The organism is Salipiger sp. (genome assembly GCF_048261495.1).
Taxonomy (GTDB): domain Bacteria; phylum Pseudomonadota; class Alphaproteobacteria; order Rhodobacterales; family Rhodobacteraceae; genus Salipiger.
In genome coordinates this window covers 200,592-221,621 of sequence record NZ_JBLXFX010000008.1, presented here as the reverse complement: position 1 = coordinate 221,621, position 21,030 = coordinate 200,592, and the positions used below count along the sequence as shown (strand labels likewise).

Sequence of the window (21,030 nt, the reverse complement as noted above, 5' to 3'; positions counted from 1 at the left end):
TGGCCGCGTGACGCACTGGCCGCCGCGCGGGAGGCGTGGCGGGGCAGGGTGCATTGACCGTCCCGGCCGGTTCTGTCATGCCGGAGCTACATCGAGGCCGTAGGCAGGGACGCATGAAGGTCATCATTTGCGGCGCGGGGCAGGTCGGCTGGCAGATCGCCCGGCATCTCTCGGGAGAGAGGAACGACGTTGTCGTGGTCGACAACAATCCCGACCTGGTGCGCCGCGCCACGGATTCGCTGGACGTTCAGGGCATTGCGGGCTTTGCCTCCTATCCCGACGTGCTGGAGAAGGCCGGCGCGCGCGATGCCGACATGATCATCGCCGCCACCTATTCCGACGAGGTCAACATGGTCACCTGCCAGGTGGCCCATTCGATCTTCAACATCCCGCGCAAGATCGCGCGGCTGCGGGCGCAGAGCTACCTGACGGCGATCTATTCGGATCTCTACCGGCGCGATCACATGCCGATCGACGTGGTGATCTCGCCCGAGAAGGAGGTGGCCGAGGCCGCCCTGCAGCGTCTCGCGGCCTCATCCGCCTTTGATTCCGAGCGGTTCCTCGGGGGCAAGGCGCAGTTGCTGGGCCTGACGATCGACGCCGACTGCCCCATCGTCAACACGCCCCTGCGCCAGCTTTCCGACCTGTTCTCGACCCTGCGCAGCGTCGTGGTGGGGATCCGGCGCGACGGCACGCTGTTCGCGCCGGAACCGGGGGACCAGCTGTTCGTCGGCGATGCCTGCTACATCATGGTCCATGCCGAGGACATTCCCCGCACCATGGAAATCTTCGGCAAGGCGCAGCGCAAGCAGGAGCGGGTCGTGGTCATCGGCGGCGGCAACGTCGGGCTGGCGGTTGCCAAGGCGCTGGAGAAGAGCACCGAGCGCATCCGCGCCAAGGTGATCGAGCGCGACCGCAAGCGGGCCGAGGTGGCGGCCGATGCGCTGGAACGGACCATCGTGCTGCATGGCGACGGGCTCGACACCGGGCTGCTGCGCGAAGCGGGGATCGAGCGGGCGGACGCGGTGCTCTGCGTCACCGACGACGACAAGACCAACATGCTCGCCGCGGTGCGCGCCAAGGCCGAGGGCTGCCCCATGGCCATCGCTCTGGTCAACGACCCGACCATGGTGCCGCTGATGGAGCCGCTGGGCGTCGACGCCTACATCAACCCGCGCGCCACCACGGTGAGTTCGATCCTGCGCCACATCCGACACGGGCGCGTGCGCTCGGTCTATTCCATCGGCGATGCCGAGGCCGAGGTGATCGAGGCCGAGGTGCTGTCGACCTCCTCGCTTTCGGGCAAGACCATCCGCGAGATCGACTTTCCCGAGGGCGTGCTGATGGGCGCGGTGATGAAGCAGGGCGAGGTCATCAAGATCAAGGGCACCACCAGGATCGAGGAGAACGACCGCATCGTCCTGTTTGCCATGGCCAAGGACGTGCCGGAGGTCGAACGGCTTCTGCAGGTCTCGATCGACTTCTTCTGAGCCGATGTCGACGCTCGCCAGGATGCCGCTCTTTCTGCTGCTGACGGGCATCGCCTGCCTGTCGATGATCGTGCCCGCCTCGGTGGCGCTGGCCAACGAGCGGTTCCACGACGCGCGCAGCTTTTTCTACGCCGCGATCGTGGGGCTCGTGCTGACCGCGCTGATCGCCATCGCGATGTCGAACCGCCGCCACAACACCTCGCCCTCGCGCCAGCTTCTGGCGCTGCTCGGGGCCTTCGTGCTGCTGCCTGCGGTGCTGGCGGTGCCGTTCCACGAGGCGGTGCGCACCACGACCTACCTCAACGCCTATGTCGAGATGGTGTCCTCCTTCACCACGACCGGGGCGACGCTGTTCCTGCCGGAGCGGCTGTCGGACGCGGAACACCTCTGGCGGGCGCAGGTCGGCTGGATGGGCGGGCTGCTGGTCTGGGTGGCGGCTTCGGCGATCATGGCGCCGCTGACCCTCGGCGGGTTCGAGGTGACGGCGCGGGGCGAGCCGGGGCAGAGCGTCAACGACGGCGCCGCGCGCGAGGACCGGGTGGATTCGGCGCAACGGCTGGTGCGCAGCGCGGTGGTGCTGGTGCCGATCTACGGCGGGCTGACGCTGGCGCTCTGGGTGATGCTGCTGGTGGCGGGCGACCCGCCGCTGGTGGCGCTGAGCCATGCCATGTCGACCATGGCGACCTCGGGCATCTCGCCGGTGGGCGGGGTGGCCAACGCGCCGTCGGGCATCGCGGGCGAGATGATCGTCTTCTGCTTCCTGTTCTTCGCGCTGTCGCGGCTGACCTTTTCCGGCGATACCGGCGCCGCCTACAAACCGGGCCTCAAGGACGACCCGGAATTCCGCATGGGCATCGCCATCGCGATCATGGTGCCCGTCGCGCTGTTCCTGCGGCACTGGATCGCCGCCTTCGACGTCGGCGGCGAACAGAACCTGGAACTGGCGCTTCGGGCGCTCTGGGGCGGGGTGTTCACGGCGCTGTCCTACCTGTCGACCACCGGCTTCGTCAGCGCCGACTGGGTCGAGGCGCAGGGCTGGTCGGGACTGTCGACCCCGGGGCTGATCCTGCTCGGCCTCGCCATCGTCGGCGGCGGGGTCGCCACCACGGCGGGCGGGGTCAAGCTGCTGCGGATCTACGCGCTCTACCTCGCGGGCAAGCGCGAGCTGGAAAAGCTCGTGCATCCGTCCTCGGTCGGGCGCTCGGGTGTCATGGCGCGGCGGATGCGGCGGCACGGGGCCTTCATCGCCTGGGTGTTCTTCATGCTCTTCGCCATGGCAATCGCGGCGTTTTCGCTGCTGCTGGGATTGCTGGGCCTGGATTTCGAGAATGCCATGGTGCTGACGATCTCGGGCCTCACCAACTGCGGCCCGCTGGTCTTTGCCGCCGCCGAGGTGCCGCTGGATCTGTCCGACCTCGAAGCGGGCGCCAAGCTGGTCTATTGCGCGGCGATGGTGCTGGGGCGGCTGGAACTGCTGGCGATCATCGTGCTTCTGACCCCGGACATCTGGCGCGACTAGGCCGCCGGGCGCAGTTGCCCATACGGCAGGCGCTCGGTGCCGCGACGCCTTGCATTTGCGCAGGGCCCCTTTTTTTGCACTGGAAGTTCCTTACCTCCCGTACCATACTCGTTCGGGACGAGGGCATGCCGAACAACGGCAAGGGCAAGAACAAAGGCAATATCAATGGCTTCCGACAGACAGAACCTTCAGGACGCATTCCTTAACCATGTCCGCAAGACCAAGGTTCCGGTGACGGTCTTTCTGATCAACGGCGTGAAATTGCAGGGTGTGATCACCTGGTTCGACAATTTCTGTGTGCTTCTGCGCCGCGACGGCCAATCGCAGCTTGTCTACAAGCACGCAATTTCGACGATCATGCCGTCGCAGCCGATCAATCTCTACGACGGCGACGGGGACGCTTGAAAGAGCATTCCGCGCATGTGACCCGCGCGTGGGTCATCCATCCCGACCTGCGGTCCGACCGGGATCGCCGCGACGCTGACAGCGCGCTGGCCGAGGCCGTGTCGCTGGCGCTTGCGCTTCCGGATATCGAGGTCGCGGGCAGCGGAGTCGTGCCGGTGCGCGATCCGCACCCCGGAACGCTCTTCGGGTCGGGCAAGATCGCCGAGCTGAAGGCGCTCATCCAGGAGGCCGAGGTCGAGCTGGTGCTCGTCGACGGTCCGGTGACGCCGGTGCAGCAGCGCAATCTCGAAAAGGAATGGAAGGTCAAGCTGCTCGACCGGACCGGGCTGATCCTCGAGATCTTCTCGGATCGCGCGGCCACCCGCGAGGGCGTGCTGCAGGTCGAGATGGCGGCGCTGTCCTACCAGCGCACGCGCCTGGTGCGGGCCTGGACCCACCTCGAACGTCAGCGCGGCGGGCTCGGCTTCGTGGGCGGCCCCGGCGAGACCCAGATCGAGGCCGACCGCCGCGCGATCGACGAACAGCTCGTGCGCCTGCGCCGGCAGCTCGACCGGGTGGTCAAGACCCGCGATCTGCACCGCAAGGCGCGCGCCAAGGTGCCCTATCCGATCGTCGCGCTGGTGGGCTACACCAACGCCGGAAAATCCACGCTGTTCAACCGCCTGACCGGGGCCGAGGTCATGGCCAAGGACATGCTCTTCGCCACGCTCGACCCGACGATGCGGGCGGTGACGCTGCCGACGGGGATCGACGTGATCCTCTCCGACACGGTGGGCTTCATCTCGGATCTGCCGACCGAACTGGTCGCCGCCTTCCGCGCCACGCTCGAAGAGGTGCTGGCCGCCGACATCGTCGTGCACGTGCGCGACATCTCGCATGCCGCGACCGAGGAACAGGCCGAGGACGTGCGCACCATCCTGTCCTCGCTCGGGATCACCGAGGAGACGCCGCAGGTCGAACTCTGGAACAAGATCGACCGGCTCGAACCCGAAATGCGCGAGGCGGCCACGGCGCGCGCCTCGCGGGACGAGGGGATCTTTGCGGTCTCCGCCGTCACCGGCGAGGGGCTGGACGTGTTCCTCGAGGCATTGACGGACCGGCTTCAGGGCGACACGGTCGAGGAAGAGCTGGTGCTCGCCTTCTACGAGGGTCGGGCGCGGGCGTGGCTCTATGACAAGGGCCTCGTCCAGGACGAAAGCCAGAGCGATGACGGCACGGTCATGCGGGTGCGCTGGACCGCCAAGGACCGCGCCCAGTTCGAGATGATCCGCGCCGCCACCTGAGCGGAGCGCGGGGCAAGGGCACCGGCAGGGGTCCGGTCGCCGGGGGTCGGAAGAGGAACATGGCAGAACGCGGGCGGTTGGTCTCCTGGTTCATCGACGGTCCGAGGCTGATGCCCTGGGCCGATGTCGGGATCATGCTGCTGGCGGTGCTGGTGCCGCCGCTGGTGGCGGTGCCGGTCTTCGGCCTTGCGGGAATGGCGGCCTTTGCGGCGGCGATGCCCGCGCATGTGGCCAGCCGCGAGGGCGGCGCGCCGGTAGCACTACTTGCGACCATGTCGACCGGGCTCGGCGGGATGCTGGCGCTCGGCGATCCGATGATGGCGCTGATGGTCGCGGCCTGCCTTTCGGCGATGACCGCCATCGCCGCCCATCACCGGTTGGCGCGGCCCGCGATGCGGGCGCTCCTGACCTGGACCATCTTCACCTCGCCGCTGATCCCCTCGGACAACATGCCGCTGCTGCTGGCGCTCTACCTCGCGGGCATGGTCTGGAGCGTCTGCGTCACCACGCTGTTGCGGCGCGCCCAGACGCCGGAGCCCCTGCAACGGCAGAGCCGGGTCTACAGCTTCACCTTCGGCGCGGTCTTCGGCACCGGCCTCACGCTGGCGGTCTGGCTGGGTCAGCACCTGTTCGGCAGCCACGGATTCTGGTTGCCGCTGACCTTCGTCATCCTGTCCATGCCGCCCTATGGCGCACTGTTCTCGCGCAGTCTCAAGCGGACTCTGGCCACGCTCTGCGGGGCGCTGGCCTCGGTCGCGCTGACATTCGTCGCGCTGCCGCAATGGGTGACGGCGGCGCTGGTGCTGACGGTCTTTCCGGTGGCCTTCCGGTTCATCCCGCGCAGCGCCTTTCTCGGTACGGCGCTGCTGACCTTCACCATCCTCGAAGCGCTCTCGATGGTTTCCGACATCTCGATCCTCGCAGCCGAGCGTGTGGAATCGGTGCTTCTGGCCAGCGCGCTGACGCTGCTCATGGGGGCGGTCGCGGCGGGGGTGCTGGCCGTGCTGAAACCGGCGGCGCTGCGCCAGATCATCGCGCCCGACGGCGGCTGAGCCGGGCCTCGGACCAGCCTCAGACCAGCAGCGGTTCCGGCGCGGCCACGATCTCGCGCGCGGCGGCATAGCGGGCGGACTGGCGCAGCGAGGGGGCCTCGGGGGTCGCGGCCCAGACGCCGAGCGCGAAGAGCCGCTGCAGGAACAGCCGCAGGGGCGGTTCGGTCACGCCGTCCCCGTAGCCGCGCGCGAGGGCGGCAGCGAAATCGCTCAGCGGCGTGGCGTCATCGGCCAGCGAGACCGCGTGGATCAGCAGCCAGACCAGGTCGCGATAGGGCTCGTCTTCCTTCGGGTTCTCGAAATCCAGCCCGCAGAGGCCGGCCGGAGTCAGCACCAGGTTGTCGAGATGCAGGTCGCGGTGGGTGATGGCGCGCTGCGCCGGCCTGCGGCGCACCTCGGCGGCCAGCGCCTCCATCGCGCGGACTTCGGCGCGAAAGGCGGCAATGTCGGGGATATGGCGTTCGCCCGCGTCGAACCATGCCTCAAGCCGGTTCAGCCAGGCGATCTGCCCGGCGGGGCGGAAGGGCTGGTCGCGGCGGCTGAGGTGGTGAAACTCCGCCAGCCAGCGCCCCGCCTCGTGCAGCCGGTCGAGGCGCGCGGCGGGGGCGAGGACCGGCCAGAGCTCGGACAGGGTGGGCCCGTCGGCATAGGACAGGCCGAGGCAGCGCGCCTCCGGATCGAAGAACAGCACCTCCTGCGCCCCCATCAGGCGCGCGGCCACGGCGCGGTGCCGGGCGGCCTGCGCGGCGGCCTTGTCGGCCAGTGCGGGGGCCCAGAGCTTGACGGTCAGGCGCGTGCCGGGCCGGTCGGCGCAGAACACCTGACTGGCCATCGGATCCTCGCGGTTCTTGAGACAGCCGAGCCCGAAGGGCGCGCCGGGGCGCTCGCGCGCCAGCACCTCGCGCGCGATGCGGCGGGCCCCGGCCTTGTCCAGCACGCCGGACGGCGCGCTCACGGACGGATCAGCCGGGTGATTCCGACGGAGGCGGCACGGGCGAGGTCCGCGTCGAGCGACATCGGGATGTATTCGCCGCGCCGCCAGAGCTGGCCGAGATCGTCGTAATGGCGCGACAGGAAATGCCCGGATTCGCCCGTCGAGCTGATGAAGACCGAGGAATCGGGGTCGGCGAAATCGTAGACGCCGCGATAGGTGGCGCCGTGCACGTTGGCAAAGGGTTCCGGGTCCTTGCCCGAAGTGCGCCCGCGTTCGAGGGTGAAATCCCCGCCCGAAGTGCTTTGACGGATGTTCACGAAATACCGAAGCACCGGCACGTCGCCCAGAACGCTGTGCTTGTGGGTGGCCTGGTGGGCGTCGCCCCAGCGCAGCGATTCGAGCGCCGCGCCGTGATGCTCGGAGATCCAGACCAGCGCGTCGTCCAGCGCGAGGCGGGCGATGTCGGTGCAGGTTTCCACCGCGACCGAGCGGATGACGTCGCACCAGGCGCCCGCGCCGTCGACATCGCGAAAGACGCGCTCGATGAACAGCGGCTCGACGTGGTCGTATTCGTCCGCAAGCGGTCCGAGATCGTCGCGGATCAGCCGGTCCTGCAGCGCGCGCAGCCAGGCCGCGTAGATCAGCGGCTCGGGGAGATGTTCGTTCATCTCGCCGCTCCAGTCGGCCAGCAGGTCCAGCGCGCGCTGGCGCTGACGTTCGGGCGTGCCCTCGGGCGCGGCCTCGCCGGTGTACCAAAGGTCGCGCCCGATCAGCGGCAGCAGCGTCCGCGCCGCGGGCGATACGGTGTCGAGCTGCGCCTCGATGAAGCTGTCGCGGGTGTGCACTTCGCGGCCCTGCATGAGCTGCGACCAGCGGTTGATGCGCTGGCTGTCGCCCCAGTCGAAGCTGACGTGCAGCGGGAAGGGGCGGTCGATGATCTTGTTGTTGGTATTGCCGACAAGGCCGCCCGGCGGGTCCGTCCAGACCGGGTTCGCGCTGTCGGGGTAGATGCCGATCCAGCGGTTCGCGGCGATCCAGCCGGGCGAGGGCATGCGCCCCTGCGACTGGCTGGCGGGATCGCGCTGCGGCATGGCGCCCGCGAGTTTCAGCGCGATGTGTTCGCGGTCGATCAGCGTCAGCATCTGCGCCGGGGCCATGTAGCCTTCGGAGGCGCTCAGCGCCGCGTCGACCGACCCCGCCTCCATCAGCCCGATCGCCGCGCTCATCGAGGTGTCCGCATCCGACAGCGCCGACCAGGCAAGCGAGACGACATGCCCCTGCGGCGTGATCGAGGCCAGGTCGAAGGCGCCCTTGGGCAGCACCGGGCCGTTGTCGGTCCAGCGCAGGGTCAGGGTGACGGGCGGTTCGCCCTTGATCTCGACGATGGATTTGCGCGTCAGGAAGCGCTTCCAGCCGTCGGGCGTGCGGTATTGCTCGGGACCCTGCGGGTTCAGTTCCTCGATATAGAGGTCCTGGTCGTCGAGATAGGCCGAGGTGATGCCCCAGGCCAGCTTTTCCGACCGGCCCAGCATGACGGCGGGCACGCCGGGGATGGTGCCGCCGATCACCCCGCCCGAGGCAAGCTGGAGCCGGGCGAGATACCAGGTCGAGGGCGCGGTGAAGCCGAGGTGCGGATCGTTGGCCAGCAGCGTCCCCGCACTGGCCGAGCGCGAGGGCGCCGCCGCCCAGGCGTTCGACGCCCCGGCAAGGCCGCGCTCCGGGAAGGGCGACAGGGTGTCGTTCCAGCGGCTTGCGGCGAACTGCGTGAACTTCTGGCCGGGGAACAGCGCGGCATAGGCGGGCAGGGCAGCAACGCCCTCGCCGGGAATGTCGGGCAGGATGTCCTTGAGCCGGTCTTCGTCCGGCAGCAGCAGCGAGGTGCGGGCGCGCAGGATCTCGTCGCGGAACTGGCCCGAGAGCTGCAGGGCCATGAGCTTGACGATGGCGATGGAATCGGCGGGCTGCCAGGGCGCGAGCGGCGCGTTGAAGAGGAAGAACTCCGGGGCGCCCCGGCCCAGGCTCTCGGCGTTGATCTCGTCGATGCGGGCATTCACCCCGGCGGCATAGGCGGTCAGCGCGGCGCGGGTGCGCGCGTCCTGCGCCGCGACCGAACGCACCGCCAGCCCGTAGAGATCGAGGCGGCGCATCAGCGTGTCGGTTTCCAGCGTGCGCCGACCGAACAGCTCGGACAGCCGTCCCTGCACCGTGCGCCGCATCAGCGTCATCTGCCACAGCCGGTCCTGGGCATGGGCGTAGCCGAGGCCGAAGAAGGCATCGGGATCGGTTCCGGCAAAGATATGCGGCACCCCGGCATTGTCGCGCACGATCTCGATCTCGCCCTCGGTGCCCTTGACGGCGAGGGTCTTGTCGTAGTCCGGCAGGGATCGCGAGGCGAGATAGTAGACCAGTCCGACCGCGATCAGGCTCATGAGGATCGCGGCCGAGGCAAGCCTGAGCAGCCATCGGAAGAGTGTCGCCATGGGGCTTTGCGCCTTTGTCCTTTGCCGGTGTCCTGCGGGATTACCGTGCCCTCGCCCCCTTGCCAAGGGGCGGGGCAGGGGCGACAAGGCTGGGAACGGTTGCGATAACGGGAGGTTGAACCATGGCAAAATGCGCATTTCTTGGTCTGGGCGTGATGGGCTATCCGATGGCGGGCCATATGGCGAAGGCCGGTCACGAGGTGACGGTCTACAACCGCAGCGCCGCAAAGGCCGACAAATGGGTCGCCGAACACGGCGGCAGCATGGCGCCCACCCCGCGCGAGGCGGCGGAAGGCGCGGATTTCGTCATGGCCTGCGTCGGCAATGACGACGACCTGCGCTCGGTCTGCCTCGGGGCGGACGGAGCCTTTGCCGGCATGGCGGAAAGCGCGATCTTCGTCGATCACACCACGGTCAGTTCGATGGTGACGGTGGAGCTTTACAAGGTCGCCAAGGAAAACGGCTTCGGCTTCGTCGATGCGCCGGTGTCGGGCGGGCAGGCGGGGGCCGAGAACGGCCAGCTCGTCGTCATGTGCGGCGGCGATCAGCCCGATTACGACGCGGCCGCCCCGGTGATCGACGCCTATGCCAAGCTCTGCAAGCGCATCGGCGACAGCGGCGCGGGTCAGAAATGCAAGATGGTCAACCAGATCTGCATCGCCGGACTCGTGCAGGGCCTGTCCGAAGGTCTGGCCTTTGCCGAGAAGGCCGGGATCGACGGGCGCGACGTGGTCGACGTGATCGGCGGCGGCGCGGCGGGGTCCTGGCAGATGGTCAACCGCTACAAGACCATGCTCGACGGCGAATTCGAGCACGGCTTTGCCGTCGACTGGATGCGCAAGGACCTGGCGATCTGTCTCGCGACGGGCGAGGAAATCGGCGCGGCGCTGCCGGTCACGGCGCTGGTCGACCAGTTCTACAAGGACGTGCAGTCGATGGGCGGCGGACGCTGGGACACCTCCAGCCTCATCAAGCGGCTCAAGGCCTTCGACCCGAGCTGAATTTCTGCCGCGGGGGCGCGTCGCGATAGACGCCGCTCCCGCGCCGGTGCATGATATCCGCGATCAAGAGGGGTGCCGATCATGCGCAAACGGCTTTCGGGCAGCGCGCTGTTGCTGGTCGGCGGGATCATCTCGATCCTGGCGGTGAGCTTTTTCGGCTGGTCGCTCTGGCGCATCCAGAACGACGCCAGCGATCTGCGCACCAGCGAACTGAAGCTCGAGGAACTGACGCAGGAACTGCTGCAGAGCATCGGCTACACCGGCCTCATCCACGATTTCAAGAACTGCGTCCTGCGCCCGAACGAGCTGTTCTATTGCGACCGGGCCGAAGAGGATGCCCGCACCGCGCTGGCGCTCATCAACGAGATCGGCACGCTGTCGCGCGAAAACGAACTCGAGATCGACCTTGTCTCGATGCAGGAGGCGGTCCGCGCCTACGGTCGGCAGGTCTCCATCGTGAAGCAGTCCCATGTCCGGGGCGTGCCGGTCGAGGAAATCGACGCGCAGGTGCGGGTCGACGATCTTCCGGCCGCGCGCGAACTCGCGGTGTCGATCCCCAAGGCCCGCGAAACGCTGTTCGGAAGCGTCGAAACGCTGGCCTGGACCTATTTCGCGCTTTCCGTCGTCGGCATCGCGCTGCTGCTGGTCCTGACGGTGCTCTTCATCCTGCTGTCGCGCTACGAAGGCCGCTTCATCCGGCAGAAGCAGGAACGGCTGGACGCGGTGTTCTCGGCCATTTCCGGCGGGGTGATCGGGCTGGACGGGCAGGGCGGCATCCGGCTCATCAACCCGACCGCGCGGCGTCTGCTCAATATCCCGGCACGGCGCCCGCCGATGCCCTGGCCGGCGCACCTGCGCTTTCGCGTGCCCGGCCAGATGGACGACACGGCGTCGGTCGACCTGCGTTTTCGCGCGCTCAACGACGACCACATGGCGGCGGAACTGTTCAACATCGAACAGGAGGGCTCCGCCGTCCCCGCGCAATACGTCCGCGTGTCGAGCGCCGCCCTGACCGAGGCCAGTTCCGGCCTCGCGGCGGTGATCTTCGTGGATGACGTCACCGTCGAAGAGCGCAACCGCCAGCAGATCGAGCGCAACAGCCGCCTGGACGCGCTGGGACAGCTCTCGGGCGGAATCGCGCACGATTTCAACAACGTGCTGGCGACGATCCTCTATTCGGTCAACCTCACCATGAAGGAGCCGCAGACCGAGAAGGCAAAGCGTCTGCTGCGCCGGGCTCTGTCGACCATCGAACGGGCGCGGCAACTGACCGAACGGCTGCTGGCCTTCGGCCGCCGCGCACCGGGCAAGGCGCATTCCCGCGCGATCAGCGCCGTCTTCCGCGATTTCGAGGCGCTGGCCCGCACCGCCATCGAGGCGGATGTGGAGGTGTGCTTTGTCGAGGAGGAGGGGCTGTACGTGCATTGCGACCAGGCCCAGCTTGAAAACGCCCTGCTGAACCTCGTGCTGAACGGCCGCGACGCGATCCGCGACGCGCAGAAGGGCGGTCGGATCACCGTCGCCGCCCGCCCGGTGCAGAAGGAGGTTCCCGCCGGTCCGTCGGATGCCGAGGGCGAGACGATCGTGCGGCGCTTCATCGAGATTTCGGTGACCGACGACGGCCCCGGCATGAACGAGGAAATCCGCGCGCGTTCCACCGATCCGTTCTTTTCGATGAAGCCGACGGGACGGGGGACCGGCCTCGGACTCGCCATGGTCTACGGCTTCGTGCAGCAATCGGAGGGCGAGTTCCGAATCTATTCCGCCCCGGATCACGGCACCACCGTGCGCATGACCCTGCCGCGCGGCACCGAGAGGGATCAGCGCGAAGGCACCATGTCGCAGGAGCCGCCCGCCCGCGCCGGCGGCGAGACGATCCTGCTGGTCGAGGACGAAGCCGACCTGCTGGAAATGATGAAGGAAGTGCTGGTGGATCTCGGCTACCGGGTGGAAACCGCCGGCACGGGGCAGGAGGCCTGGGCCCGGGTCGAACAGGGGCTGGAGTTCGACCTGCTGCTGAGCGACGTGGTGATGCCCGGCGGTCTGACCGGCTTCGATCTGGCGGAAAAGGTCCGGGCGCGGATGCCGGGCCGGCCGGTCATCCTGATGTCGGGCTATGCCGGGCTGTCCCATGCGCAGGCCGAGGCGGGGACGGTGACCGTTCTGCAGAAACCCTGCATGCCCGCGGAACTGGCCAGGGCCCTGCGCGACGCGCTCGACGGCGCCTAGGCGCCGGCAGGACGGCCCCCGGCGCGCTCAGTGCCGCAGCGGCGCCTCGATGTTGGTGGGGCCGGAGGCAAGCAGCGCGTCGATCTTTTCATGCAGCTCGGCCGGGGTGAACGGCTTGGCCAGCACGTCGTCCGCGCCGATGTTGCGCGCCACCCGCAGGATGTGTTCGTTGCCCGGATGGACCATGGCGCCCGAGATCGCCAGCACCGGAATCCGCGCCCGCTTGTCGTCCCGCTTCATGATTCGCAGGATGCGCAGCCGCCCGGCGACGAGCAGTCCGCCGTCGCTGGTCGACTGGCCGTCCTTCCAGATGAAGATGTCGGCGATCAGCAGGTCATAGTCCCGGTCGGCCAGCATCTGCAGCGCCAGAAAGCCGGAATCGATGATGTCGGCCTCGTGACCCATGTCCCTGAGGTCGAGTGAAAGGAGCTCCGCGAACTCCGCGTCGTCTTCGAGTATGAGGATTCTGGCCACAGGGCACCCTACAACCTTCGGTAGTTTCGCGTTAGGTGTATGCGGTTACGGCATTTGCCACAATGCAGGATCGTCTCGCAGCCCGCGATTGCCCGCAAAGTTGCGCCGCATTCACCGGGACGTCATATTCCATATTGTCTTATGCACATCCATACCCTTATGCTGCAAGGCACGTTCCGGCCTAGCGACCGGAACGCGAGAGTTTCGCTGTGACGGCGCGTTCCCCCGAGGGACCCGGCGCAGACCGATAGGGTCGAAAGGCCACACGAAGACCGCCACGACCGGACCCAGTTCGGCGGGCAGCAACAAGGCGCGGCGGGGCACTCCCGGATGCGTCGGAGAAGAACCGCGATGAAGCGCGCGAAAGTCATGAGGCACCCGGGCGAAGACAGATTGTCTTCCCGTGCCTGCGCGCCGCAACTCGCCCAGACAAGCCACGCCGCAACGACCCTCCGTCCTCCGGGACGCGGGGCGCATGCGCCGTGCAGACGGATAAAATGGCAAAGAAAATGCTCATCGACGCCACCCACGCGGAAGAGACCCGCGTCGTGGTGGTGGACGGAAACAAGGTCGAGGAATTCGATTTTGAATCCGAAAACAAGCGGCAGCTAGCCGGCAACATCTATCTCGCCAAGGTCACGCGCGTGGAGCCGTCGCTCCAGGCCGCCTTCGTGGATTACGGCGGCAACCGCCACGGTTTCCTCGCCTTTTCGGAAATCCACCCGGATTACTACCAGATCCCCGTCGCCGACCGTAAGGCGCTGATGGAGGAGGAGGCGGCCCTGGCCGCCGAAGCCGAGGAAGACGAGGAGCGCGAGAAGTCGCGCGCCAAATCCTCGCGGTCGCGCCGTTCGCGGTCGCGCTCGCGCTCGTCCAGCAAGGCGGAAAAGGCCGAGACCGGCGACAAGACGGTGACCGGCGAGATCTCCGGCATGGAGACGATCGACCTCGGCGACGAGGAAGCATCGTCCGAAGAAGGCCGCTCGCCCATGGAGCGGGTCGAGGAGACCCCCGTCGCGGAGCCGCTCGACGCGCCCGAAGAGGCCGCGTCCGATGCCCCGGCAGACACCGCCGCGGCGCCCGCCGCAGATTCGCAGGAGGCCCCCGCCGCCGAAGCCGAAGAGGCCGCGCCGGAAGAGGACACCTCCGACGAGGATGACGGCGAGGACGATGACGACTCGGAGGACAACACCGACGACAGCATCGAATCCGTCGCCGATGACGACACCGAGGAAGACATCCGCCCGGCGCGCAAGCCGCGGGCGCGGAAGTACAAGATCCAGGAAGTCGTCAAGGTCCGCCAGATCCTGCTGGTGCAGGTCGTCAAGGAAGAGCGCGGCAACAAGGGCGCGGCGCTGACCACCTACCTGTCGCTCGCCGGCCGCTACTGCGTGCTGATGCCGAACACCGCCCGTGGCGGCGGCATCTCGCGCAAGATCACCAATGCGGCGGACCGCTCCAAGCTCAAGGAAATCGCCTCCTCCATCGACGTGCCCAAGGGCGCGGGCCTGATCGTGCGTACCGCCGGTGCCAAGCGCACCAAGACCGAGATCAAGCGCGATTACGAATACCTCCAGCGCCTCTGGGAGCAGATCCGCGAGCTGACGCTCAAGTCCATCGCGCCCGCCAAGATCTACGAAGAGGGCGACCTCATCAAACGCTCGATCCGCGACCTCTACAACCGCGAGATCGACGAGGTTCACGTGGAAGGCGAACGCGGCTACCGCATCGCCAAGGACTTCATGAAGATGATCATGCCGTCCCACGCCAAGAACGTGAAGCACTACGCCGAGCAGATGCCGCTCTTTGCCCGCTACCAGGTCGAAAGCTACCTCAGCTCGATGTTCAACCCGACCGTGCAGCTCAAGTCCGGCGGCTATATCGTGATCGGCGTGACCGAAGCGCTCGTGGCCATCGACGTGAACTCGGGCCGGGCGACGAAAGAGGGCTCGATCGAGGAAACCGCGCTCAAGACCAACCTCGAGGCCGCGGAAGAGGTGGCACGCCAGCTCCGCCTGCGCGATCTCGCGGGTCTGATCGTGATCGACTTCATCGACATGGACGAGCGCAAGAACAACGCCGCCGTCGAGAAGAAGATCAAGGACAAGCTCAAGACCGACCGCGCCCGCATCCAGGTGGGCCGGATCTCGGGCTTCGGCCTGATGGAAATGTCGCGCCAGCGTCTGCGCCCCGGCATGATCGAGGCGACGACCCAGCCCTGCGCGGTCTGCCACGGCACCGGCCTGATCCGCTCGGACGACAACATGGCGCTGAACATCCTGCGCCAGATCGAGGAAGAGGGCACGCGCCGCCGCTCGCGCGAGGTGCTGGTGAAGGCCCCGGTGACCATCGCCAACTACCTGATGAACCAGAAGCGCGAACACGTGGCGCAGATCGAGGCACGCTACGGCATGTCGGTCCGCATCGAGGGCGACGTGCACCTGATCTCGCCGGATTTCTCCATGGAGAAATTCAAGACCGCCACCCGCTCGGTGCCCGAAGTGCTGGCGCCGGTGGTGTCGGTCGACACCACGCTGATGGACCAGGTCGACGAGGATGTGAGCGACGAGGAAGACGAAGAGGAAGAGGAGGCCGCGGCCGCCTCGACCTCCAACGGGTCGTCGTCGGGCTCGAACGGGTCCGGAGAGGGGACGGACGAGGACGGCAAGCCCAAGAAGCGCCGTCGTCGGCGTCGGCGCTCGCGCTCGAAGTCGCGGGACAACGATTCGGACAACGGGCAGACCGAGTCCGACGAGGATGACGACAGCTCCGATGCGGGCGAGGGCGATACCGCCGCGGTGACCGAAGAGGCCGAGGCCGCGCCGGAGGCCGATGCCGAAGCCGCGTCGGAATCCGCGCCCGAGGGCGAGGGTGACGAAAAGCCCAAGCCCCGCACGCGCACCCGCTCGCGGTCGCGCTCCCGTGCCAAGCCGAAGGAGGCCGATGCGCCGACCGAGGAACCGGCAGCGGAGGCCGCGTCCGAAGCGTCCGCCGATGTTCCGGCAGAGGCGCAGGCCGAGCCCGCTCCGGTTGCCGAGTCCATCGCCGACATGATGCCCGCTCCGGCCGAGGCTGCTCCGGCAGCCGAGGCGCCCGCGGCAGAGGCGGCACCGGAACCGGCACCCGAGCCCGCACCCGTGGCAGAGGCCGCGCCTCAGCCCGAGCCGGTCGCGGAAACCGCCCCCGAGCCCGTCGCCGAGGACCCCGCATTGGCACCGGAGGAGGTCGCGGAAACGCCGACCCCCGAGGAAACCCCCGCCGCCGTGGCCGAGGTTCAGCCGGAAGCAACCGCCGAACCCGAGCCCGTCGCCGAAACGGTGGCCGCAGAGGCGCCGGAGGCTCCCGAAGAGGATCCGAAGCCCAAGCGGCGCGGCTGGTGGTCCGTCGGCCGCTAAGGTCCGGAAACGAAAGCAAGGAACGCCCCGGCACCGCGCCGGGGCGTTTTCGTTTCGACGGTCTGCGGGCTCCCACGGGGATGTGACGCCGCGCCGCGTGACGCGGGCGCGGCGATGTCCTATCAGGGGGCATGTTCGGAATCGACATCTTCGACGCGAGCCTTCTGCCCGCCATGCTGGTCGCCCTCGCGGCGGGGATCATCTCGTTCCTCAGCCCCTGCGTCCTGCCCATCGTGCCGCCCTATCTCGCCTACATGTCCGGCGTCAGCCTCGCCGAGATGGAGGCGGGCGGCCGCGCCCGGTGGCGTGCGGGGATCGCGGCGCTGTTCTTTGTCCTGGGGCTGAGCACGGTCTTCGTCCTACTCGGGTTCACCGCCTCCTGGATCGGAACCTTCTTCCTGCAGAATCAGTTACTTCTGTCGCGTATCTCGGGTGTGGTCGTCATCATCTTCGGCCTGCATTTCCTGCATGTCTTCCGCATTCCCTTTCTCGACCGCGAAGCGCGGATCGACACCGGCGAGGCGGGCGGATCGGCCTTCGGCGCCTATATCCTGGGGCTGGCTTTCGCCTTCGGCTGGACGCCCTGCATCGGCCCGCAACTGGGCGCGATCCTGTCGATGGCGGCGAGCGAAGCCTCGGTCGCGCGGGGCACCGCGCTGCTGGCCACCTATGCCGCCGGGCTCGGCCTGCCGTTCCTTCTGGCCGCGCTGTTCCTCAGCCGTGCCATCGGCCTGATGAACCGGCTCAAGCGGCACATGGCGCTGATCGAAAAGGTGATGGGGCTGTTGCTGCTGGTGGTCGGTGTCGCGCTGCTGACCGGGGCGCTGTCGGCCTTCTCGTTCTGGCTGCTGGAAACCTTTCCGCGCCTGGGAGAACTCGGCTGACCGCCGATCAGAGCGCCGCCGCCGAGCCCGGCCGCCAGAGCGCGCCGTCGGCGCCCGGTTCGGGCTTCAGATCCAGTTCGAATTCATACCGTTCCGGGTGATAGAGCGCCCGGATACGCTCCAGCGCGGAGCCGTCCTCGTCACGCACCACCCTCGTGATGCACAGCAGCGGAGCGCCCATCTGCACCCCCAGCAGGGGTGAGACCGTCTCGTCCGCCGCGGTGGCCGTGACCCGTTGATGCGCCCCGGCGATGCGCCCTCCGGCCTCCGTGATCAGTTGCAGCAGCGGTGTGCGGGCGATGTCCTCGGCGGTGAAGCGGCGCCCGATATCCTCGCGCACATGGGTGACGGCGTAGGAAAACGGCACCTCCTTGACCGAGCGCAGCCGGACCACGCGCTGGGTGATCGTACCGGGGGGCACACCCATTTCGGCCGCGATCTCGGGCGGGGTGGGTTCATACGCGAAATCAAGCACTTCGACGCTTGTCCTCAACCCCATGGCAAGAAGGTTGTCGATCAGCCCGCGAATGTCCGCGCGCGGCGCCGCCGGCGCGGCGGGTGGCGTGGCGAAGGTGCCGCGCCCGCGCTCGCGTCGGATCAGCCCCTCGCGTTCGAGCTGTTCAAGGGTGCGTCTCAGGGTGACTCGCGACACCGAAAATTGCCGCGACAATTCCGGTTCGCTGGGCATCGGCGCGTCGGGCGGATACCTGCGTTCGAGGATGCGTTCGCGCAGAACCAGATAGATCCGATGATAGAGCGGCGTCGGATTCTGCATGAGTATCAGCCCCTTGTCGTTCGTTCTGCATCCCGGTCGGATTGGTGCGCGGGCTTTGGCGAAACGGGCTGGAACTACACTTGTCTTAAAGTATAGTCAACCAGACAGTTGTATGCGGGAGGCGATGAAATGGCGTCTGCGGGGATGTGCCGACGCGGTCGGACGACGGGGCCGCGGCGGTGATGGACGGCGCCTCAGGCGGAGCGGACGGCGGGCTCGCCCGGGCGCCGTTCGCGCCGCGCGGCATGGCGTTGATCGGGGCATCGCGCGATGAGTCCAGGGCCACGGCGCGGCCCCTGCGCTACCTGCGCCGCCACGGCTTCGGCGGCGGGATCTACCCGATCCACCCCACGGCGTCCGAGGTCGGCGGGGTGGCGGCCTATCCCTCCGTCTCGGCGGTGCCGGGGCCGGTGGATCACGCCCTGGTGCTGCTCGGCGCGGAGCGGGTCGTCGAGGCGGGGCGGGACTGCGCCGCCGCGGGCGTGCGCTGCGTCACCGTTCTGAGCGACGGCTTCGCCGAAGCCGGACGCGACGGCATCGCCCGCCAGCAGGCGCTTCTCGACGTGGCGCGCGCCGGGGGTGTGCGGGTGCTGGGGCCGAACTCCATCGGCGTGGTCGGCGCCGGCGGTTTTGCCTGCAGCGCCAATGCGGCGCTGGACATGCCCGAGCTGCCGACGGGCGGTTACGGCGTGATCTCGCAGAGCGCCAGCATGATCGGGGCGCTGCTGTCGCAGGGCGCGGCGCGGGGGATCGGGTTTTCCGGCCTGGTGTCCGTCGGCAATGAAAGCGACCTTTCCGTCGGCGAGATCGGCACGCTGATGCTGGAGGACCCGGCCTGCAGGGCGATCCTTCTGTTCGTCGAAGCCTTCCGCGATCGCGCCGCGCTGGCCCGCTTTGCCCGCGCCGCCGAGGCGGCGGGCAAGCCGGTGCTGGCCTACAAGCTCGGCCGTTCGGAGGCCGGGCAGGCGCTTGCCGCGACCCACACCGGGGCGCTCTCGGGGGACGATGCCTCTGCGGATGCCCTGCTGACCCGTCTCGGCAACGCCCGTGTTTGCATGTTCGAGGCGCTCTACGAGGCGCCCCCGCTGTTCTTCGGTTCCGGCGCGGCCATGGGGCGGCGGGTGGCGGTGGTCAGCACGACCGGCGGCGGCGGCGCGATGGTGGTGGATGCGCTGGCGACCAGCGGGCTCGACATCGCGCCGGTGCCGCCGGAGGTCCGCGCGCGGCTGGCGCGGGACGGGGTGTCCTGCGCCGAGGGCGGGCTGATCGACCTGACCCTCGCGGGGCCCCGGCCGGAACTGGTACGGGACGTGCTCGGCCTGCTGATGCAAAGCGGAGCGGTGGACGCGATCGACATGGTCATCGGCTCTTCGGCGCAATTCCATCCGGAGCTTGCGGTCGGCCCCCTGCGCGCCCGGCTGCTGCGCCGCCCACCCGCGCCCGAGGCCGCCGCGCCAGAGGGTCTGGTGGAGCGCGTGGCCGGCATGGTTCCGCCCCGATCCGGCGGCGGGGCCCTTCGTGATGCTGGGCGCGGGCGGAGTGCTGGCGGAAATACTCGGGGATACGGCGGTACGGGTCGCGCCGGTCGACCTTGCCGGCGCGCGCGGGATGATCGCCGAGGTTCGCATCTCCCGGGCGCTGACCGGCTATCGCGGGCGCGCGGCGGGCGATCTCGACGCCGTGGCCCGCGCAGTGGTGGCACTGTCGCAGCTTGCCCATTGTCCCGCCGTGGCCGAGGCGGAAATCAACCCCTTGCTGATCGGGGCCGAGGGCGAGGGGAGGCTGGCGCTCGACGCGCTGGTGATCCCCTCGGCGCAGCCATGAGTGCGCGACACCCGGCCCTCCCGTCCACCTCCGGGCCGCGCGCCCGGACCGAGGAGCGATACCCATGACCAACTATGCACCGGACGGCCTGTTCGGGCTTCTCACGCCGCAGGCCAACACCACGGTCGAGGCGGAAGTCCGGGTGCTCTGCCCGCCGGGAATGCTGCCGCTCGTGGCCCGGCTGATCAGTGAGCGGGCGACGATGGACGAACGGCTCGACGAGTATGTCGCGACGCTCGAGACGACCATCGCACGGTTTTCCAACGCGCCGCTCGGTGCGGTGGCGCTGGCCTGCACGGGCATGTCCTACCTTGTCGATCCGGCCGAGGACCGGCGACGGTTGGACCGGATCGCGGCGCAACGGGGGTACCCGGTGCTGACGGCGGCGGCGGCGGTCGGCGCCGCGCTGACGGCTCTGGGCGCGCGGCGGGTCGGGATCGTGTCGCCCTACGGCGATCCGCTGCACGGCAAGGCGCTGCGCTACTGGGAGGCGACGGGCCTCGACATCGTTCGCACGGAACGGCTTGCCGGGGCGGAGCGGGCCTTTCACCCGATCTACGGCCTCGGCGGGGATTCCGCACAGGCCGCGCTGGCGGCGATCGGCACCGACGGGCTGGAAGCGGTGGTCATTCTCGGCACCGGGCTGCCGGGGCTCGCGGCGCTGAAGGGCGCGCGCGCCGGCGCGGTGCCGGTGCTGACGCCGAACCTCGCGCTGATGTGGCTCACCGACTGTACCCTGCGGGGGCGGTCCGCCGATGAAGCGAGCCTTCGGGCATGGCTCGACGGTACGGCCTGGGCGGATCGCTACAACCCGGCGGGTGCGGCCGATGCGCGGGGCTGAGCGGCGTCCCTTCAGCGCGGCTTGCCGTTCGGCAGCACCACCGCCGCGCAGGGGGAGGGCGCGGCGATGACCGCGCTGCATCAGCTCTCGCTCCATGCGCTGTCACAGCTCATCGCTCGGCGCGAGATCCGCGCGCTCGACCTCACCGACGCGCTGATCGCGCGCGCCGACGTGGCACCGGAGGTCTTTGTCCTGCCCACCTTAGAGCGCGCGCGGGTGGTGGCGCTCGACCCGCTGACGGCGGCGCGGGACCGCGTCACCCTCATGCCGACGCTCGCGACGGATCGCGCGCTGAGCGACGGTCCTCACGCCGCGCTTCAGGCCACCGTGCGCCGGGTGACGCGCATCGACGATTGTCCCGGCTTCATCGCGCAGGGCGTGCTCGCCACCATCGTCAACATCGGCTGCGAGATCGCCCAGACGGGCATCGTCGCGCCGGGGGAT

15 protein-coding genes and 2 pseudogenes are annotated in these 21,030 nt (G+C 68.7%); 13 read left to right on the top strand and 4 right to left on the bottom strand.

Annotated features, from left to right (window positions below; genetic code table 11):
• Positions 1-113: 113 nt before the first annotated feature.
• The 5 genes from trkA to ACN0RJ_RS17145 all read left to right on the top strand — a co-directional run bounded on the left by trkA (position 114) and on the right by ACN0RJ_RS17145 (position 5,749).
• Complete coding sequence (trkA, locus tag ACN0RJ_RS17165) at positions 114-1,490, top strand: Trk system potassium transporter TrkA (RefSeq protein WP_417721373.1); 1,377 nt, start codon at positions 114-116, stop codon at positions 1,488-1,490.
• Between the two features lie 4 nt (positions 1,491-1,494).
• Complete coding sequence (locus ACN0RJ_RS17160) at positions 1,495-3,009, top strand: TrkH family potassium uptake protein (protein WP_417721372.1); 1,515 nt, start codon at positions 1,495-1,497, stop codon at positions 3,007-3,009.
• Between the two features lie 165 nt (positions 3,010-3,174).
• Positions 3,175-3,414 carry an RNA chaperone Hfq gene (gene hfq / locus ACN0RJ_RS17155; RefSeq protein ID WP_417721371.1) on the top strand — a complete coding sequence of 80 codons (240 nt, stop codon included), beginning with the start codon at positions 3,175-3,177 and terminating at the stop codon, positions 3,412-3,414.
• Between the two features lie 17 nt (positions 3,415-3,431).
• On the top strand, positions 3,432-4,697 hold the full coding sequence (gene hflX / locus ACN0RJ_RS17150; RefSeq protein ID WP_417721410.1) for a GTPase HflX: 1,266 nt from the start codon (positions 3,432-3,434) through the stop codon (positions 4,695-4,697).
• Positions 4,698-4,756: 59 nt separating this feature from the next.
• Entirely contained in the window at positions 4,757-5,749 is a 993-nt protein-coding gene (locus ACN0RJ_RS17145; protein WP_417721370.1) for an FUSC family protein, read from the top strand.
• Positions 5,750-5,768: 19 nt separating this feature from the next.
• Here the strand turns inward: ACN0RJ_RS17145 and ACN0RJ_RS17140 are convergent, their stop codons facing one another.
• Both ACN0RJ_RS17140 and ACN0RJ_RS17135 read right to left on the bottom strand, forming a co-directional pair.
• Positions 5,769-6,704 (bottom strand): phosphotransferase family protein, encoded by a 936-nt coding sequence (locus ACN0RJ_RS17140; protein WP_417725017.1) that lies wholly within the window; start codon positions 6,702-6,704, stop codon positions 5,769-5,771.
• On the bottom strand, positions 6,701-9,163 hold the full coding sequence (locus tag ACN0RJ_RS17135) for a penicillin acylase family protein (RefSeq protein WP_417725016.1): 2,463 nt from the start codon (positions 9,161-9,163) through the stop codon (positions 6,701-6,703). Before ACN0RJ_RS17135 ends, ACN0RJ_RS17140 begins: the two co-directional genes overlap by 4 nt.
• 122 nt (positions 9,164-9,285) lie before the next feature.
• Between ACN0RJ_RS17135 and ACN0RJ_RS17130 the strand changes: the two genes are divergently transcribed.
• Together ACN0RJ_RS17130 and ACN0RJ_RS17125 are read left to right on the top strand one after the other, a co-directional pair.
• Positions 9,286-10,164, top strand: coding sequence for an NAD(P)-dependent oxidoreductase (locus ACN0RJ_RS17130; protein ID WP_417721367.1), 879 nt, complete (start codon positions 9,286-9,288; stop codon positions 10,162-10,164).
• A gap of 81 nt (positions 10,165-10,245) precedes the next feature.
• Complete coding sequence (locus tag ACN0RJ_RS17125) at positions 10,246-12,393, top strand: response regulator (protein WP_417725015.1); 2,148 nt, start codon at positions 10,246-10,248, stop codon at positions 12,391-12,393.
• Between the two features lie 27 nt (positions 12,394-12,420).
• Here ACN0RJ_RS17125 and ACN0RJ_RS17120 read toward each other — a convergent pair whose 3' ends face one another.
• Positions 12,421-12,867, bottom strand: a complete 447-nt coding sequence (locus ACN0RJ_RS17120) for a response regulator transcription factor (protein WP_417725014.1) — start codon at positions 12,865-12,867, stop codon at positions 12,421-12,423.
• 497 nt (positions 12,868-13,364) lie between these two features.
• Here ACN0RJ_RS17120 and ACN0RJ_RS17115 point away from each other — a divergent pair, with 497 nt between their 5' ends.
• Together ACN0RJ_RS17115 and ACN0RJ_RS17110 are read left to right on the top strand one after the other, a co-directional pair.
• Positions 13,365-16,262, top strand: coding sequence for an Rne/Rng family ribonuclease (locus tag ACN0RJ_RS17115; protein ID WP_417725013.1), 2,898 nt, complete (start codon positions 13,365-13,367; stop codon positions 16,260-16,262).
• A 131-nt stretch (positions 16,263-16,393) separates the two neighbouring features.
• Positions 16,394-17,146, top strand: a complete 753-nt coding sequence (locus ACN0RJ_RS17110; RefSeq protein ID WP_417721363.1) for a cytochrome c biogenesis CcdA family protein — start codon at positions 16,394-16,396, stop codon at positions 17,144-17,146.
• Positions 17,147-17,153: 7 nt separating this feature from the next.
• Here ACN0RJ_RS17110 and ACN0RJ_RS17105 read toward each other — a convergent pair whose 3' ends face one another.
• On the bottom strand, positions 17,154-17,921 hold the full coding sequence (locus tag ACN0RJ_RS17105; RefSeq protein ID WP_417725012.1) for a GntR family transcriptional regulator: 768 nt from the start codon (positions 17,919-17,921) through the stop codon (positions 17,154-17,156).
• A 182-nt stretch (positions 17,922-18,103) separates the two neighbouring features.
• Here ACN0RJ_RS17105 and ACN0RJ_RS17100 point away from each other — a divergent pair.
• The 4 genes and pseudogenes from ACN0RJ_RS17100 to ACN0RJ_RS17085 form a co-directional block, all read left to right on the top strand.
• A pseudogene (locus tag ACN0RJ_RS17100) lies at positions 18,104-18,991 on the top strand (CoA-binding protein); the annotation flags it as partial.
• A 451-nt stretch (positions 18,992-19,442) separates the two neighbouring features.
• A complete protein-coding gene (locus tag ACN0RJ_RS17095) occupies positions 19,443-19,745 on the top strand; it encodes an acetate--CoA ligase family protein (RefSeq protein ID WP_417725038.1) in 303 nt (100 codons plus the stop codon).
• A 64-nt stretch (positions 19,746-19,809) separates the two neighbouring features.
• Positions 19,810-20,586: a hypothetical protein gene (locus ACN0RJ_RS17090; RefSeq protein ID WP_417725011.1), complete on the top strand. Its 777-nt coding sequence runs from the start codon at positions 19,810-19,812 to the stop codon at positions 20,584-20,586.
• A 66-nt stretch (positions 20,587-20,652) separates the two neighbouring features.
• Positions 20,653-21,027 (top strand): annotated as a pseudogene (locus ACN0RJ_RS17085) (hypothetical protein); the annotation flags it as partial.
• Positions 21,028-21,030: the final 3 nt, after the last annotated feature.

Excerpts from the sequence above, each read along its gene's own strand:
- ACN0RJ_RS17110 (WP_417721363.1), top strand. The coding sequence starts at position 16,394 with ATGTTCGGAATCGACATCTTCGACGCGAGCCTTCTGCCCGCCATGCTG.
- trkA (WP_417721373.1), top strand. The coding sequence starts at position 114 with ATGAAGGTCATCATTTGCGGCGCGGGGCAGGTCGGCTGGCAGATCGCC.
- ACN0RJ_RS17105 (WP_417725012.1), bottom strand. The coding sequence starts at position 17,921 with ATGCAGAATCCGACGCCGCTCTATCATCGGATCTATCTGGTTCTGCGC.
- ACN0RJ_RS17090 (WP_417725011.1), top strand. The coding sequence starts at position 19,810 with ATGACCAACTATGCACCGGACGGCCTGTTCGGGCTTCTCACGCCGCAG.
- ACN0RJ_RS17145 (WP_417721370.1), top strand. The coding sequence starts at position 4,757 with ATGGCAGAACGCGGGCGGTTGGTCTCCTGGTTCATCGACGGTCCGAGG.
- ACN0RJ_RS17125 (WP_417725015.1), top strand. The coding sequence starts at position 10,246 with ATGCGCAAACGGCTTTCGGGCAGCGCGCTGTTGCTGGTCGGCGGGATC.
- ACN0RJ_RS17095 (WP_417725038.1), top strand. The coding sequence starts at position 19,443 with ATGCTGGGCGCGGGCGGAGTGCTGGCGGAAATACTCGGGGATACGGCG.
- hfq (WP_417721371.1), top strand. The coding sequence starts at position 3,175 with ATGGCTTCCGACAGACAGAACCTTCAGGACGCATTCCTTAACCATGTC.
- ACN0RJ_RS17135 (WP_417725016.1), bottom strand. The coding sequence starts at position 9,163 with ATGGCGACACTCTTCCGATGGCTGCTCAGGCTTGCCTCGGCCGCGATC.
- ACN0RJ_RS17115 (WP_417725013.1), top strand. The coding sequence starts at position 13,365 with ATGGCAAAGAAAATGCTCATCGACGCCACCCACGCGGAAGAGACCCGC.
- ACN0RJ_RS17130 (WP_417721367.1), top strand. The coding sequence starts at position 9,286 with ATGGCAAAATGCGCATTTCTTGGTCTGGGCGTGATGGGCTATCCGATG.
- ACN0RJ_RS17160 (WP_417721372.1), top strand. The coding sequence starts at position 1,495 with ATGTCGACGCTCGCCAGGATGCCGCTCTTTCTGCTGCTGACGGGCATC.